The organism is Bradyrhizobium sp. LeoB3, from assembly GCF_055456055.1.
Genome location: NZ_JBVBEF010000003.1, coordinates 95,503 through 111,241, shown reverse-complemented (window position 1 = coordinate 111,241; position 15,739 = coordinate 95,503). Strand labels below are relative to the sequence as shown.

Genomic DNA, 15,739 nt, shown 5'->3' with positions numbered 1-15,739 from the left:
CAGGCTGCCTCTGTGCCGCATCGGGGCGGATGCGACGGAAGATGCCTTGGAAGGGCAGCGATCGTGCCGCAGTGACGAGGGAGGCCATCAGGGGGGCCGAAACCCAGGTAACGCGGTTAACGGCGGTAGCGGAGGCGGGGTTTTCGGGGTTTTCGGCCCGCCGCATAGGCCGTCGTGCAGCCGAATCCAGGTCGGCGGCGGCGAAAGGTGGGGGCGATTTTGCCAGCGCCTGCGCCGGATTGGTACAGGCTGTTCCAAACCGGGCAGCCTGTCAGCTTCGCAAGCCCACCAAAGAACAAAGCCGCCCGGAGGCGGCCTTCGGTGCCTTCTTGTCAGGGAATGTGCGGGTCAGCGGACCGTGGAGGTCCCCGAGCTGGTAATCGCCACCGGCTTGCCAGCCTTCATCACCTGGGTTTGGGCGGTCTGGGTGAACTCCGAATTGTTGCGCGCGGCGATACCCAAGGCTGTGACCGCAATGCCCGCCACCAACGCGACCACCACGATCTTCAGGTGGGTCGAGCGATCCGCCGAGTGAATTGAGTGGTTCATCTGACGCCTCCGGGCGAACTTTGCCGCCGCCTGTCGGGAGGACAGGTAGCTTTAATCTGTTTCAGGATGGTTTCGCGGGTTCCCCAAAATGGTTTCGTTGCTCGGCGGGATTGGTTTCGTGCGAAGCGTGTCTGACCGCAGGCGGCTGGGGCTAAAGGAAAAAAGTCACAAACGAGGGAGGATTCCTTGGGGATAACGCTGCCACGGGGCGGCGGGCCAACATACCGTGTCGGCCGACAGGACCGCTGCGGTTCAACTAAACGAGAGGCGCGCAGAGACGGCCGGGCGATTATTAGCCACCGTGCATTTGAGCGATCGGGAGCTGCAAATCTGGGGCACGAACCTTCGAGGTCACGCGTTCTTCATGTGGGGCGAGAACGAGCATTCAACACCGGTTGATCGGAGGCGGCTCCGCCCGGCAGAGCTTTAAAATAGCTTGTCTTGCGCCCTCTGTTGCGCTGCGCTAAGGCTCAAGAATAATTCCAATGACACGAATCTGCGGTCGTCCGAAACCGCAGCAAGAAGGCACCGCCGATGAACGGCATCCTGCAGAATTATCTTCCACTTGTGGTGTTTATCGGGGTCGCGGGCGTGATCGGCCTGGCGCTCCTGATCGCGCCATTCCTGCTCGCATTCCAGCAGCCCGATCCGGAAAAGCTCTCCGCTTATGAATGCGGATTCAACGCTTTTGACGACGCCCGTATGAAGTTCGACGTCCGCTTTTATCTGGTGGCGATCCTCTTCATCATCTTCGACCTCGAAGTGGCGTTTCTGTTCCCGTGGGCGGTGGCGTTCGGCAAGCTGGGCGCAACCGGGTTCTGGTCGATGATGGTGTTTCTGGCCGTGCTGACGGTCGGCTTTGCCTATGAATGGAAGAAAGGCGCGCTCGAATGGGATTGAGCCCTAACGTCGCAACGCCCCGGCCGGCGATCGCGCCGGCGCCGAAGGGCATCCTTGATCCCGCCACCGGCAAGCCGGTCGGCGCCAATGATCCGTATTTCCGCGAGATCAACCACGAGCTCTCCGACAAGGGCTTCTTCGTCGCGGCTGCCGACGACCTGATCACCTGGGCCCGTACCGGCTCGCTGATGTGGATGACGTTCGGCCTGGCCTGCTGCGCGGTCGAGATGATGCAGGTCTCGATGCCGCGCTATGACGTCGAGCGTTTCGGCTTTGCGCCACGCGCGTCGCCGCGGCAGTCGGACGTGATGATCGTCGCGGGCACGCTGACCAACAAGATGGCGCCGGCGCTGCGCAAGGTCTACGACCAGATGCCGGAGCCGCGCTACGTGATCTCGATGGGCTCGTGCGCCAATGGCGGCGGCTACTACCACTATTCCTATTCGGTGGTGCGCGGCTGCGACCGCATCGTGCCGATCGACATCTACGTGCCGGGCTGTCCGCCGACGGCGGAAGCGCTGCTCTACGGCGTCTTGCTGCTGCAGAAGAAGATCCGCCGCATCGGCACTATCGAACGCTAAGGTATTACGTCATGGACGACGCCAAGCTCGACGCCTTGGGGCAGACGATCGTTAGCGCGCTTCCCGGCGCTGCGAAGGCGCATTCGGTTGCGTTCAATCAGCTCACGGTTGACGTGGACGCCGAGAAGATCGTCGACGTCGTCAGGCACCTGCGTGACGATCCGGCTCTCCGCTTCGTCAACATCACCGATGTGACCGCGGTCGATTATCCCGAGCGGGACAAGCGGTTCGACGTCGTCTACCACTTCCTGTCACCGACGCTGAACACACGGATCCGCCTGCGCGCGGAGGCCGACGAGAACACGCAGGTGCCCTCGATCATCGAAGTCTTTCCTGGCGCCGACTGGTTCGAGCGCGAGACCTACGACCTCTATGGCGTGATCTTCACCGGCCATCCTGACATGCGCCGGCTGCTGACCGATTACGGCTTCGACGGCCACCCGCTGCGCAAGGACTTTCCGCTCACCGGCTTCGTCGAGGTCCGCTACGACGACCAGGAGAAGCGGGTGGTGTACGAGCCGGTGCGCCTCAACCAGGAATTCCGCAAGTTCGATTTCCTCTCGCCCTGGGAAGGTGCGGATTATCCGCTGCCCGGAGACGAGAAGGCGAAGGCGGAGCCGAAGGCCTGATCATGAACGAGCAACCGCAGAATCTGCGCAACTTCACCATCAACTTTGGACCGCAGCATCCGGCGGCGCACGGTGTGCTGCGCTTGGTGCTTGAACTCGATGGCGAGGTCGTTGCGCGCGTCGATCCGCATATCGGGCTCTTGCATCGCGGCACCGAGAAGCTGATCGAGCAGAAGACCTATCTGCAGGCGATCCCGTATTTCGACCGGCTCGATTACGTCGCGCCGATGAACCAGGAGCATGCCTTCTGCCTCGCGGCGGAAAAGCTGCTGGGGATCGAGGTGCCGCGGCGCGGGCAGTTGATCCGTGTGCTCTATTGCGAGATCGGCCGCATCCTGTCGCATCTGCTCAACGTCACCACGCAGGCGATGGACGTCGGCGCGCTCACCCCGCCGCTGTGGGGCTTCGAAGAGCGCGAGAAGCTGATGATGTTCTATGAGCGTGCCTCCGGCTCGCGCATGCATGCGGCTTTCTTCCGGGTCGGCGGCGTGCACCAGGATCTGCCGCCGAAGCTGATCGACGATATCGAGGCGTGGTGCGATCCGTTCCTTAAAGTGGTCGCGGACCTCGATACGCTGCTCACCGGCAACCGCATCTTCAAGCAGCGCAACGTCGACATCGGCGTCGTGCCGCTGAAGGAAGCCTGGGAGTGGGGCTTCTCGGGCGTAATGGTGCGCGGCTCGGGCGCAGCCTGGGATCTGCGCAAGTCGCAGCCCTATGAATGCTATGCCGAGATGGATTTCGACATCCCGATCGGCAAGAACGGCGACTGCTACGACCGCTACCTGATCCGGATGGAAGAGATGCGCCAGTCGGTGCGCATCATGAAGCAGTGCATCCAGAAACTGAAATCGCCAGACGGGCAGGGGCCGGTCGTGGTCGAGGACAACAAGATCGCGCCGCCGCGCCGCGGCGAGATGAAGCGTTCGATGGAAGCGCTGATCCATCACTTCAAGCTCTACACCGAGGGCGTACACGTGCCGGCCGGCGAAGTCTATGCCGCGGTGGAAGCGCCCAAGGGCGAGTTCGGCGTCTATCTCGTCTCCGACGGCACCAACAAGCCCTACAAGTGCAAGATCCGGGCGCCGGGCTTTGCCCATCTGCAGGCGATGGATCACATCTGCACGGGCCACCTGCTTGCCGACGTCTCGGCGATCCTCGGCTCGCTCGACATCGTGTTCGGAGAGGTCGATCGGTGATGGTGCAGCCGCCCATCCAGTTTGACCGCGCCTCAGGGGCTCTCGAAGGAGCCAACCTGTGGGAGCGGACGGCTGCGCTGGCGCTGTCGACCGGTTCGAAGATCTCCTCGCATTTTTCCCACATGGGCTACATCGCCTGCGCGAACCTGCTGCGCAAGACGCTGCCCGAGCGCAACATCGCCATCCGGCTCAATGAGGACGCGGTGTTCGAGTTTCCCTATGGGGACGGCTATTGGAGCAAGCTGCTCAACCGCTCCTACCATTACGAGGACGAGCTCGAGCTGCTGTTCAAGGATTCCGCCGACGTCGACTACACGCTGATCGATTGCGGCGCCAATTACGGCTACTGGTCGGTGCTGGTTTCGAGCAAGCCGTTCGGTTCGCAAAAGGCGATCGCGATCGAGCCGTCGGGACAGAATTTTCCCAAGCTTGCGAACAACGCCGCGATCAACGGCAATCGCTTCGAGACGATGAAATGCGCGATCGGCGCAGGCAGGGGTACGGCAAAGCTCTCCGGCACCAAGCATGAGGCGTTCAGCATCGCCGGCGACCAGACCGGCGGCGAGGACGTGCCGGTGATCGCGCTCGACAATCTGCTCGACGACGGCAAGATCGCGCTGGATGGAAAATATCTGATCAAGCTCGACGTCGAGGGCGTCGAGATCGAGGCGATGAAGGGCGGCTTGCGGCTGATGCAGGGCGACAGCGTGCTGCTGTGCGAGGAGCATGGCAGCGATCGCAAGCACACCGTGTCGCGCTACATCCTCGAACAGACCCCGCTCAAGCTGATCGTCTACGATCCCAGCTCCAATCGCCTTGAAACCGTGACCGAGCTATCGATCCTCGATCGCATCAAGGTATCGACCCATGTCGGCTACAACGTGTTCGGCACCGCAAGCGCCTTCTGGCAGGACCGGATCAACGCGCTGAATGCGAAGCCCGTTCGCCGCATGCAATGAGAGAGTAAGAAATGTCGGTCCGTCGCCTTGCCCCGAAGGAATTGCAGCCCGCGAGCTTTGCGTTCACGGAGGAGAACCTCGCTTTCGCCAAGCAGCAGATCGCGAAGTATCCGCCGGGACGTCAGGCCTCCGCGGTGATCGCGATCCTGTGGCGGGCGCAGGAACAGAACGAGGGCTGGGTTTCGGAAGCCGCAATCCGCACCGTCGCTGACATGCTCGAAATGCCCCACATCCGCGTGCTCGAGATCGCGACCTTCTACACGATGTTCCAGTTGCAGCCGGTCGGCAAGAAGGCGCATGTGCAGGTCTGCGGCACCACGCCCTGCCGCCTGCGTGGCGCCGGCGACCTGATCGAAGTTTGCCAGCATCGCATCAGTCACGAGCCCTTCGAATTGTCGAAGGACGGCAATTTCAGTTGGGAAGAGGTCGAGTGCCTCGGCGCTTGCGTGAACGCGCCGATGGTCCAGATCTGGAAGGATACCTACGAGGACCTCACCAAGGAGAGCTTCGGCAAGGTGCTCGATGGTTTCGCCTCGGGCAATCCGCCGAAGCCGGGTCCGCAGGTCGACCGTCAGTTCTCGGCGCCAGCGGGCGGGCCGACCACGCTGAAGGAAACCACATGAGGCCTGGTCTCGCATGGCAGCGGGCGGGAAGGGAGGTCGCGATGAAACACTGGCGTTACATCGCTCTCCACGCGGCGGTCGCTGCCGCGTTCATTTTCCTGCTGCAGCGCTACGGGCTGAACGCCTCGCTCGAATCCAGCCTGTTGTGGGCGCTGACCTTCGGCGGATGCGCCGCGGGGCTCGCTTACGCCCAGGCCAATCGTTGATGTTTGGAAAGTTCTAGGCATGCTCGACGACAAGGACCGCATTTTCAAGAACCTCTACGGCCTCCACGATTGGGGCCTCGAGGGCGCGCGCCGCCGTGGCGCCTGGGACGGCACCAAGGCGATCATCGACAAGGGCCGCGACTGGATCATCGCCGAGATGAAGGCCTCCGGTCTGCGCGGCCGCGGCGGGGCCGGTTTTCCGACCGGCCTGAAATGGTCGTTCATGCCGAAGGAATCGACCGACGGCCGGCCGAGCTATCTCGTGGTCAACGCCGACGAGTCCGAGCCGGGCACCTGCAAGGATCGCGAGATCATGCGGCACGATCCGCATCTGTTGATCGAAGGCTGCCTGCTCGCGAGCTTCGCGATGAACGCGCATGCCTGTTACATCTATGTCCGCGGCGAATTCATCCGCGAGCGCGAGCATCTGCAGGCCGCGATCGATCAGGCCTATGAGGCCAGGCTGATCGGCAAGGACAACGTCAATGGCTGGCCATTCGACCTCTACGTCGCCCATGGCGCCGGCGCCTATATCTGCGGCGAAGAGACGGCGCTGTTGGAAAGCCTCGAGGGCAAGAAGGGCCAGCCGCGGCTGAAGCCGCCGTTCCCGGCCAATGTCGGCCTGTTCGGCTGCCCGACCACCGTCAACAACGTGGAATCGATCGCGGTTGCACCGGATATCCTGCGCCGCGGCGCGGCCTGGTTTGCCGGTATCGGCCGGCCCAACAATGTCGGGACAAAGCTGTTCTGTGTCTCCGGCCATGTCGAGCGGCCCTGCAACGTCGAAGAGGCGATGGGGATTCCGTTCCGCGAACTGATCGAAAAGCATTGCGGCGGCATCCGCGGCGGCTGGGACAATCTGAAAGCGGTGATCCCCGGCGGTTCCTCGGTGCGCATGGTGCCGGCCGAGCAGATCATCGACACGCCGATGGATTTCGACTCCTTGAGCAAATTGCGCTCGGGCCTGGGCACCGCGGCCGTGATGGTGATGGACAAGTCGACCGACCTGATCCGGGCGATCGCGCGCATCTCCTATTTCTACAAGCACGAGAGCTGCGGCCAGTGCACGCCTTGCCGCGAGGGCACGGGCTGGATGTGGCGCGTGCTGACCCGCATGGCCGAAGGGCGCGCCCACAAGCGCGAGATCGACATGCTGCTCGAGGTGACGAAACAGGTCGAGGGTCACACCATCTGCGCGCTGGGCGACGCCGCGGCCTGGCCGATCCAGGGCCTGATCGCGCACTTCCGTCATGAGATCGAAGCGCGCATCGACCAATATTCGCACAAGGCTGACATTGATGATGTCGGCGTGCTCGATCCCGCGCACATGGTGGCGGCGGAGTGATGGTAATGTCGCAACCAAGCTTCTGGTGGCAGAGATACGGGACGCTGGCGCAGATGGCGCAGGCGGCCGTGGCGCTGCTCGGCTTTGTTGCGATCCTGTTCCAGATCAACGAGCTGCGCACCGGCAATCGTGCCTCCAGCGCGCGCCAGGCGTTTCTTGGCTACACCGATCTTGCCTTCAAGAACCCGAAATATGCGCAGCCGGATTATGAGCGGATCAAGGCGGGGAGCCAGGAGGACCAGGTGCAGTACGAGAGCTTCGTCTCGTACTTCCTCTATGCCTGCGAGGAGGCGATGTCGGCGTTTGCCAATCGGCGCGAATGGGCGGCTTCCTGCGACTACGATTTGAGGCCGCATCTGCCGTTCCTCTGCGCCAAGATCGCCGCCGAGCCGGCCTATCTCGCGACCTACAGCGCCGACACCCAGCAATGGGTGAAGGCTTCACTGAAAACCGCCAGCGTCGTGCCGCCCGACTGCAAGCTGGGAAAGACGTAGAGAAATGACCAAACTGATCATCGATGGCAAAGAGATCGATGTGCCGCCGGAATACACGCTGCTGCAGGCGTGCGAGGCCGCCGGCGCCGAAATCCCGCGCTTCTGCTACCATGAGCGGCTGTCGATCGCCGGCAACTGCCGGATGTGCCTCGTCGAAGTGAAGGGCGGCCCGAAGCCGGTCGCAAGCTGCGCCTGGGGCGTGCGCGACTGCCGTCCGGGCCCCAAGGGCGAGCCGCCGGAAATCTCCACCCGCTCGCCGATGGTGAAGAAGGCGCGCGAAGGCGTCATGGAGTTCCTGCTGATCAACCATCCGCTGGACTGCCCGATCTGCGACCAGGGCGGCGAATGCGACCTGCAGGACCAGGCGATGGGCTATGGTGTCGACACCAGCCGCTTCGCCGAGAACAAGCGCGCGGTCGAGGACAAATATCTGGGCGCGCTGGTCAAGACCTCGATGAACCGCTGCATCCAGTGCACGCGCTGCGTCCGGTTCTCCGCGGAAGTGGCGGGCGCCCCGGAAATGGGCGCGACCGGCCGCGGCGAGGACATGGAGATCACGACCTATCTGGAGCAGGCGCTGAGTTCGGAACTGCAGGGCAATCTGGTCGACATCTGCCCGGTGGGCGCGCTGACCTCCAAGCCCTACGCCTTCGTGGCGCGGCCCTGGGAGCTCGGCAAGACGCAGTCGATCGACGTGATGGATGGCGTCGGCTCGGCGATCCGGGTCGATACCCGCGGCCGCGAGGTGATGCGGATCCTGCCGCGCATCAACGAGGCCGTGAACGAGGAGTGGATCTCCGACAAGACCCGCCACATCGTCGACGGCCTGCGTACCCAGCGGCTCGACCGGCCCTATATCCGCGAGAACGGCAAGCTCCGCCCGGCCTCGTGGCAGGAAGCCTTCGCAGCGATCGCGGCCAAGGCCGGCCGCATCGACGGCAAGCGGATCGGCGCCATCGCCGGCGACGTTGCCGCGGTCGAGGAGATGTTCGCGCTGAAGGAGCTGCTGACGAAATACGGCTCGTCCAACCTTGCCGTGCAGGGTGGCGATGCCTTCGATCCGAAGGCGGGCCGCGGCAGCTACATCTTCAATCCGACGATTGCGGGCATCGAGCGGGCGGACGCGCTCCTGATCATCGGCTCGACCCCGCGCAAGGAAGCCGCGATCATCAACGCGCGGATCCGCAAGCGCTGGCGGACCGGCCAGCTCAAGATCGGCGTGATCGGTGCCAAGGCGGACCTGACCTACGACTACGACTATCTTGGCGCCGGACCGGAGACGCTTGCAGCTCTCGCTGCCGGCAAGCATTCCTTCGCCGACGTGCTCAAGAATGCCAAGAACCCGATCGTGCTGGTGGGCGCCGGCGCGTTCGCGCGCCAGGACGGTGCGGCGGTGCTGGCGCAGGCGGCGAAGCTTGCGTTGGACTTCGGCGCGCTGAAGGACGACTGGAACGGGTTCGGCGTGCTGCACGATACCGCCTCCCGGGTCGGTGCCCTCGACGTCGGCTTTTCGGGCGGCGCCGGCGGCCTCAATGCGACGCAGATGACGACCCCTAACGCGCTCGACGTGCTGTTCCTGCTCGGCGCCGACGAGATCAAGGTGCCGGACGGGACGTTCGTCGTCTATATCGGCACCCATGGCGACCGCGGCGCGCACCGCGCCGACGTGATTTTGCCGGGCGCGGCCTACACCGAGAAGTCCGGCATCTACGTCAACACCGAGGGCAGGGCACAGATGGCCGCCCGTGCCGCGTTCCCGCCCGGGGAAGCGCGCGAGGACTGGGCGATCATCCGCGCGCTCTCGGACGTGCTGGGCAAGAAGCTGCCTTACGATTCGCTGGCTGCCTTGCGCCAGGCGCTGTTCAAGGCGGTGCCGCATCTGATGCGGATCGACCAGATCGAACCGGGCAAGGCCGACGATATCAAGGCGCTTGCGTCGAAGGGCGGAAGCGCCGACAAGGCGGTGTTCCAGAGTCCGGTCGAGGACTTTTACCTGACCAACCCGATCGCCCGGGCGTCCGCCGTGATGGCGGAATGTTCGCGCCTGGCCTCGGCGCGGATGCTGACGGCAGCGGAGTGAGCGTGATCTGATGTCTGATTTCTTCGCAAGCTCGTTCTGGACTGGCTTCCTCTGGCCGCTGATCATCATGCTCGCCCAGAGCGTGCTCCTGCTCGTCGTGCTCCTGATCGCGATCGCCTACATCCTGCTCGCCGACCGCAAGATCTGGGCGGCGGTGCAGATCCGCCGCGGCCCCAACGTGGTCGGGCCCTGGGGATTGCTGCAATCCTTCGCCGACCTCCTGAAGTTCGTGCTGAAGGAGCCGACGATCCCGGCCAGCGCCAACAAGGGCGTGTTCCTGTTGGCGCCGCTGGTGTCCTGCGTCCTCGCGCTTGCCGCCTGGGCGGTGATCCCGATGAATTTCGGCTGGGTGATCTCCGACATCAATGTCGGTGTGCTCTACATCTTCGCGATCTCCTCGCTGTCGATCTACGGCATCATCATGGCCGGCTGGTCGTCAAACTCGAAATACCCGTTCCTGGCGGCGCTCCGCTCCGCGGCGCAGATGGTGTCCTATGAAGTCTCGATCGGCTTCGTGATCATCACCGTGCTGCTCTGCGCCGGTTCGCTCAATCTCTCCGCGGTGGTCGAAGCGCAGAACACCCGCGGGCTGGCCCACCTGATCGGCCTGCCGCAGCTCACCATCCTGAACTGGTATGTGTGGCCGCTGTTGCCAATGTTCGTGGTGTTCTACGTCTCGTCGCTGGCGGAAACCAACCGCCCGCCGTTCGACCTCGTGGAAGCGGAATCCGAACTGGTCGCGGGCTTCATGGTCGAATACGGCTCGACGCCGTATCTTCTGTTCATGCTTGGCGAGTATGTCGCGATCACCACGATGTGCGCGCTGGCGACGATCCTGTTCCTCGGCGGCTGGCTGCCGCCGGTGGCGCTGCCGCCGTTCACCTGGATCCCCGGCGTGATCTGGTTCGCGCTGAAAGTCTTCTTCATGTTCTTCCTGTTCGCGATGGCGAAGGCGATCGTGCCGCGCTACCGCTACGATCAACTGATGCGGCTTGGCTGGAAGGTGTTCCTGCCGCTGTCGCTGGTGATGGTGGTGGTCGTTGCCGCTGTGCTGCAGTTCGCCGGCATCGCGCCGAAGTGAGGCCGTCATGAATATCAACGCAACAGCCCGCTCGCTTCTGCTCTCGGAATTCGTCTCGGCGTTCTTCCTCGCCATGCGCTATTTCTTCCAGCCGAAGCCGACCATCAACTATCCCTTCGAGAAGAACCCGATCTCGCCCCGCTTTCGCGGCGAGCATGCGCTGCGCCGCTACCCGAACGGCGAAGAGCGCTGCATTGCCTGCAAGCTGTGCGAGGCGATCTGCCCAGCCCAGGCGATCACGATCGAGGCTGGGCCGCGCCGCAACGACGGCACCCGCCGCACCGTGCGCTACGACATCGACATGGTGAAGTGCATCTATTGCGGCCTGTGCCAGGAGGCCTGTCCGGTCGATGCGATCGTCGAGGGACCGAATTTCGAATTCGCGACCGAGACTCGCGAGGAACTCTACTATGACAAGGCCAAGCTGCTCGCCAATGGCGACCGCTGGGAGCGCGAGATCGCAAAGGCGATCGAGCTCGACGCGCCATACCGCTGAGGTGAGGGCATGATCCTTCAGAACATTCCCACGTCATTCCGGGGCGCGGAGGCTCGCCGATGATCCTTCCCGCACTGTTCTTCTACCTGTTTGCCGCGGTCTGCGTGGCGTCGGCGGTGATGGTGGTTGTGTCGCGCAACCCCGTCCACTCGGTGCTGTATCTGATCCTGGCCTTCGTCAACGCCTCGGGCCTGTTCGTGCTGATGGGCGCCGAGTTCCTGGCGATGATCCTGATCGTCGTCTATGTCGGCGCGGTCGCGGTGCTGTTCCTGTTCGTGATCATGATGCTCGACGTCGATTTCACCGAGCTTCGCGAGGGCTTCCTCGAATACCTGCCGGTCGGCCTTGTGATCGGCGGCATCTTCCTGTTCGAGCTTCTCTTGATAGCCGGCGCCTGGGTGATCAATCCCGCCGTCACCAAGACGATCACCGCGGCGATCCCGACCAACGTCTCCAATACCGAGGCGCTCGGGCTCGTGCTCTACACGAAGTACATCTTCTACTTCCAGATCGCGGGCCTCGTGCTGCTGGTCGCGATGATCGGCGCCATCGTGCTGACGCTGCGCCACAAGGCGAATGTCAAGCGGCAGAACATCACCGTGCAGAACGCGCGCACGCCCGAAATGGCGATGGCGCTGCGCAAGGTGGCGTCGGGACAGGGGCTGCAGGAAGCTGATGCGGCGGAGTGGGTGAAATGACGATCGGCCTCGGACACTATCTTTCGGTTGGTGCGATCCTGTTCACGCTCGGGATCCTCGGCATCTTCCTGAACCGCAAGAACATCATCGTCATCCTGATGTCGATCGAATTGATCCTGCTTTCGGTCAACATCAACCTGGTGGCGTTCTCGACCTTCCTCGGCGACATCGTCGGCCAGGTGTTCGCGCTGCTGGTGCTCACGGTGGCGGCCGCGGAAGCCGCGATCGGGCTTGCCGTCCTGGTGGTCTATTTCCGCAACCGCGGTTCGATCGCGGTTGAAGACGTCAATCTGATGAAGGGCTAACGCGCCGATGTACCAGGCAATCGTCTTCCTGCCGCTGCTGGGCGCCATTCTCGCAGGGCTCATCGCGATCGTCGGCGCCCATGCGCGCAACCCGAGCGGCGACACCGTCGAACATCACGACGATGCGCATGGCGATGCCCATGCCTCCACGGCCCACGATGAACATGCCCACGGCGATCATGGCCACGACGACCACCACGTGAGCGAGCCGCCGGCCGCCGGCTCACGTGCGGCCGAGCTGATCACGACCGGACTGTTGTTCGTCTCGGCGGCGCTGTCCTGGTTCGCACTGGTCGACGTCGGCTTCCTGCACCACGACGCCCGCGTCCCGCTGTTTCCCTGGATCACTTCCGGCGACCTGCAGGTCTCCTGGGCGCTACGGATCGACACGCTGACTGCGGTAATGCTCGTCGTCGTCAACACCGTGTCCTCGCTCGTGCACCTCTACTCCATCGGCTACATGGACGAGGACCCGAACCGGCCGCGCTTCTTCGCCTATTTGTCGCTGTTCACCTTCGCGATGCTGATGCTGGTGACCGCGGACAATCTGGTGCAGATGTTCTTCGGCTGGGAAGGCGTGGGCCTGGCGAGCTACCTGTTGATTGGCTTCTGGTATCAGAAACCGACAGCAAATGCCGCCGCGATCAAGGCGTTTGTCGTCAACCGTATCGGCGATTTCGGCTTCTTGCTCGGCATCTTCTCGATCTTCGCGCTGATCGGCTCGACCGATTTCGACACCATCTTCGGCGGCGCCGGGGGCCTGACCGGCAAGACCATCAATTTCTTCGGCTGGCATGTCGATGCGCTGACGCTCACCTGCGTCCTGCTGTTCATGGGCGCGATGGGCAAATCGGCGCAGTTCCTGCTGCACACCTGGTTGCCGGACGCGATGGAAGGCCCGACGCCGGTCTCGGCGCTGATCCATGCCGCGACCATGGTGACCGCCGGCGTCTTCATGGTGGCGCGGCTGTCGCCGCTGTTTGAGCTGGCGCCGAACGCGCAGGCCGTTGTGATGTTCTTCGGCGCGACCACCGCGTTCTTTGCCGCGACCATCGGCCTGGTACAGAACGACATCAAGCGCATCGTCGCTTATTCGACCTGTTCCCAGCTCGGCTATATGTTCGTGGCGATGGGAGCGGGGGCCTATTCGGTCGGCATGTTCCATCTGTTCACCCACGCCTTCTTCAAGGCGTTGCTGTTCTTGGGTTCCGGCTCGGTGATCTACGCGATGCATCACGAGCAGGACATCCGCAACATGGGGGGGCTGTGGCGCAAGATCCCCTATACCTATGCGGTGATGGTGGTCGGCACGCTCGCGCTGACCGGCTTCCCGCTGACCGCCGGCTACTTCTCCAAGGACGCGATCATCGAGTCGGCCTATGCCTCGCATAATCCGTTCGCGTTCTACGGCTTCCTGCTGACGGTGTTCGCCGCCCTCCTGACCTCGTTCTATTCCTGGCGCCTGATCTTCAAGACCTTCCACGGCACGCCGCACGACGAGGAGCACTACGAGGCTGCACATGAGAGCCCGATCTGGATGCTGATCCCGATCGGCGTGCTCGCGGTCGGCTCCTTCCTCGCCGGTTTCCCGTTCAAGGAATTGTTCGCGGGTCACGGCATCGAGGAGTTCTTCCGCGAATCCGTGAAGATGAACCCGCATATCATCGAGGAAATGCACCACATCCCCGAGAGCATCGCCTTCCTGCCGACGGTCATGATGGTGCTGGGCTTCCTCATCGCGTATCTCTTCTACATCAGTCGGCCCTATCTGCCGGTTGAGCTCGCCAAGCAGCAGCCGATGCTCTACCAGTTCCTGCTCAACAAGTGGTATTTCGACGAGCTGTACGATCTGATCTTCGTGCGGCCCGCCAAGTGGATCGGTTACACGCTCTGGAAGAAGGGTGACGGCGCCATCATCGACGGCTTCGGGCCGGATGGCGTGTCGGCGCGTGTGCTCGATGTCGCCCGTAATGCTGTGAAGATCCAGACCGGCTATCTCTACCACTACGCCTTCGCCATGCTGATCGGGGCTGCCGGCCTGATCACCTGGTTCATGTTCGGCCTGGGAGGCCAGTGATGACGACCTGGCCCATCCTTTCCGTAGTTACCTTCCTGCCGGCGCTCGGCGCGCTTCTGGTCTATCTGCTCGCGCGGGGCGGGGACGAAGCGGCGAACCGCAACGCCCGCTGGATTTCGTTCTGGACCACGCTGATCACCTTCCTGATTTCGTTGATCCTGGTGGTGCGGTTCGATCCGGCGAACGCCGACTTCCAGTTCGTCGAGAAGGCGTCGTGGCTCGCCACCGGCATCAATTATCACATGGGCGTCGACGGCATCTCGCTGCCGTTGCTGATCCTGACCACCGCAGTCATGCCGTTCTGCATCATAGCGAGCTGGAAATCGGTCACGCAGCGCGTGAGCGAATACATGATGGCGTTTCTGATCCTGGAAACGCTGATGGTCGGCACCTTCTCGGCGCTCGACCTCGTGCTGTTCTACCTGTTCTTCGAAGGCGGCCTGATCCCGATGTTCCTGATCATCGGCGTCTGGGGCGGCCCGCGCCGGGTCTATGCCTCCTTCAAGTTCTTCCTCTACACGCTGCTCGGCTCGGTGCTGATGCTGCTTGCCATCATGGCGCTGTACTGGAACGCGGGTACGACCGACATTCCGACCCTGATGCACACCGCCGTGCCGTACAACCTGCAGAAGTGGGCGTGGCTCGCGTTCTTTGCTTCCTTCGCGGTGAAGATGCCGATGTGGCCGGTGCACACCTGGCTGCCTGACGCCCACGTCGAAGCGCCGACCGCGGGCTCGGTGATCCTGGCGGCAATCCTCTTGAAGATGGGCGGCTACGGCTTCCTGCGCTTCTCGCTGCCGATGTTCCCGCTGGCGTCGCATGACTTCGCGCCGCTGGTCTTCGCGCTGTCCGTCATCGCCATCATCTACACCTCGCTGGTGGCCCTGATGCAGGAGGACATCAAGAAGCTGATCGCCTATTCGTCCGTCGCCCATATGGGCTTCGTCACCATGGGCGTTTTCGCCGGGACCATGCAGGGTGTCGCCGGCGGCGTGTTCCAGATGATCTCCCACGGCATCGTCTCCGGCGCGCTGTTCCTCTGCGTCGGCATCGTCTACGATCGCATGCATACCCGCGAGATCGCCGCCTATGGCGGCCTGGTGAACCGGATGCCGCTCTATGCGCTGGTGTTCATGGTCTTCACCATGGCCAATGTCGGCCTGCCCGGGACCAGCGGCTTCATCGGCGAATTCATGACGCTGCTCGGCACGTTCAAGGTGTCGCTGCCGACCACGGTGCTTGCCACCACCGGCGTGATCCTGTCCGCGGCCTACGCGTTGTGGCTCTATCGCAAGGTGGTGTTCGGCGCGCTGGTCAAGCCGTCCTTGATGAGCATCAAGGATCTGACGGCGCGCGAATGCCTGATCCTGTTCCCGCTGGTGGCGCTGACCATCCTGTTCGGCGTCTATCCGAAGCCGGTGCTCGATATGTCCGAAGCATCGGTCCAGCAGCTCGTCAATAATTACAACACCGCCGTGACTGCCGTGAAGGCAGCCGCGCTGCTCCAGTAAGGCCTT

Annotated in this window: 17 protein-coding genes; 16 read left to right on the top strand and 1 reads right to left on the bottom strand. The window is 63.1% G+C overall.

Features of this window, described 5'->3' with window-relative positions:
• Positions 1–348: 348 nt before the first annotated feature.
• Positions 349–549: a hypothetical protein gene (locus tag ACZXDY_RS04570; RefSeq protein WP_464344666.1), complete on the bottom strand. Its 201-nt coding sequence runs from the start codon at positions 547–549 to the stop codon at positions 349–351.
• A 534-nt stretch (positions 550–1,083) separates the two neighbouring features.
• On the opposite strand from ACZXDY_RS04570, the gene ACZXDY_RS04565 reads away from it, so the two are divergent.
• From ACZXDY_RS04565 to ACZXDY_RS04490, 16 genes are read left to right on the top strand one after another with little or no spacing between them, the layout of a single operon-like run.
• Positions 1,084–1,449, top strand: a complete 366-nt coding sequence (locus ACZXDY_RS04565) for an NADH-quinone oxidoreductase subunit A (RefSeq protein WP_028162804.1) — start codon at positions 1,084–1,086, stop codon at positions 1,447–1,449.
• Positions 1,440–2,030: a NuoB/complex I 20 kDa subunit family protein gene (locus ACZXDY_RS04560; RefSeq protein ID WP_464344665.1), complete on the top strand. Its 591-nt coding sequence runs from the start codon at positions 1,440–1,442 to the stop codon at positions 2,028–2,030. Before ACZXDY_RS04565 ends, ACZXDY_RS04560 begins: the two co-directional genes overlap by 10 nt.
• A gap of 11 nt (positions 2,031–2,041) precedes the next feature.
• Entirely contained in the window at positions 2,042–2,659 is a 618-nt protein-coding gene (locus tag ACZXDY_RS04555) for an NADH-quinone oxidoreductase subunit C (RefSeq protein ID WP_130227013.1), read from the top strand.
• Between the two features lie 2 nt (positions 2,660–2,661).
• Complete coding sequence (locus tag ACZXDY_RS04550) at positions 2,662–3,858, top strand: NADH-quinone oxidoreductase subunit D (protein ID WP_464344664.1); 1,197 nt, start codon at positions 2,662–2,664, stop codon at positions 3,856–3,858.
• Positions 3,858–4,817 carry an FkbM family methyltransferase gene (locus ACZXDY_RS04545; RefSeq protein WP_028162800.1) on the top strand — a complete coding sequence of 320 codons (960 nt, stop codon included), beginning with the start codon at positions 3,858–3,860 and terminating at the stop codon, positions 4,815–4,817. The genes ACZXDY_RS04550 and ACZXDY_RS04545 overlap by 1 nt, the downstream gene beginning before the upstream one ends.
• 11 nt (positions 4,818–4,828) lie before the next feature.
• Positions 4,829–5,440, top strand: a complete 612-nt coding sequence (gene nuoE, locus ACZXDY_RS04540) for an NADH-quinone oxidoreductase subunit NuoE (RefSeq protein ID WP_130227011.1) — start codon at positions 4,829–4,831, stop codon at positions 5,438–5,440.
• A gap of 41 nt (positions 5,441–5,481) precedes the next feature.
• Positions 5,482–5,646, top strand: coding sequence for a hypothetical protein (locus tag ACZXDY_RS04535; protein WP_165420951.1), 165 nt, complete (start codon positions 5,482–5,484; stop codon positions 5,644–5,646).
• 19 nt (positions 5,647–5,665) lie between these two features.
• Positions 5,666–6,991 carry an NADH-quinone oxidoreductase subunit NuoF gene (gene nuoF / locus ACZXDY_RS04530; protein WP_464344663.1) on the top strand — a complete coding sequence of 442 codons (1,326 nt, stop codon included), beginning with the start codon at positions 5,666–5,668 and terminating at the stop codon, positions 6,989–6,991.
• Between the two features lie 5 nt (positions 6,992–6,996).
• Positions 6,997–7,485, top strand: a complete 489-nt coding sequence (locus tag ACZXDY_RS04525; RefSeq protein WP_208822627.1) for a hypothetical protein — start codon at positions 6,997–6,999, stop codon at positions 7,483–7,485.
• A gap of 4 nt (positions 7,486–7,489) precedes the next feature.
• Positions 7,490–9,565 carry an NADH-quinone oxidoreductase subunit NuoG gene (gene nuoG / locus ACZXDY_RS04520; RefSeq protein ID WP_464344662.1) on the top strand — a complete coding sequence of 692 codons (2,076 nt, stop codon included), beginning with the start codon at positions 7,490–7,492 and terminating at the stop codon, positions 9,563–9,565.
• Positions 9,566–9,575: 10 nt separating this feature from the next.
• Complete coding sequence (nuoH, locus tag ACZXDY_RS04515) at positions 9,576–10,646, top strand: NADH-quinone oxidoreductase subunit NuoH (protein ID WP_464344661.1); 1,071 nt, start codon at positions 9,576–9,578, stop codon at positions 10,644–10,646.
• Positions 10,647–10,653: 7 nt separating this feature from the next.
• A complete protein-coding gene (gene nuoI, locus ACZXDY_RS04510) occupies positions 10,654–11,142 on the top strand; it encodes an NADH-quinone oxidoreductase subunit NuoI (protein WP_027575308.1) in 489 nt (162 codons plus the stop codon).
• A gap of 59 nt (positions 11,143–11,201) precedes the next feature.
• Positions 11,202–11,840 (top strand): NADH-quinone oxidoreductase subunit J, encoded by a 639-nt coding sequence (locus ACZXDY_RS04505; protein ID WP_464344660.1) that lies wholly within the window; start codon positions 11,202–11,204, stop codon positions 11,838–11,840.
• Positions 11,837–12,145 carry an NADH-quinone oxidoreductase subunit NuoK gene (gene nuoK / locus ACZXDY_RS04500; RefSeq protein ID WP_028162793.1) on the top strand — a complete coding sequence of 103 codons (309 nt, stop codon included), beginning with the start codon at positions 11,837–11,839 and terminating at the stop codon, positions 12,143–12,145. The genes ACZXDY_RS04505 and nuoK overlap by 4 nt, the downstream gene beginning before the upstream one ends.
• A gap of 7 nt (positions 12,146–12,152) precedes the next feature.
• Positions 12,153–14,222 carry an NADH-quinone oxidoreductase subunit L gene (gene nuoL, locus ACZXDY_RS04495; protein WP_456642344.1) on the top strand — a complete coding sequence of 690 codons (2,070 nt, stop codon included), beginning with the start codon at positions 12,153–12,155 and terminating at the stop codon, positions 14,220–14,222.
• On the top strand, positions 14,222–15,733 hold the full coding sequence (locus ACZXDY_RS04490) for an NADH-quinone oxidoreductase subunit M (RefSeq protein ID WP_028162791.1): 1,512 nt from the start codon (positions 14,222–14,224) through the stop codon (positions 15,731–15,733). Before nuoL ends, ACZXDY_RS04490 begins: the two co-directional genes overlap by 1 nt.
• The last annotated feature ends 6 nt before the right edge of the window (positions 15,734–15,739 follow it).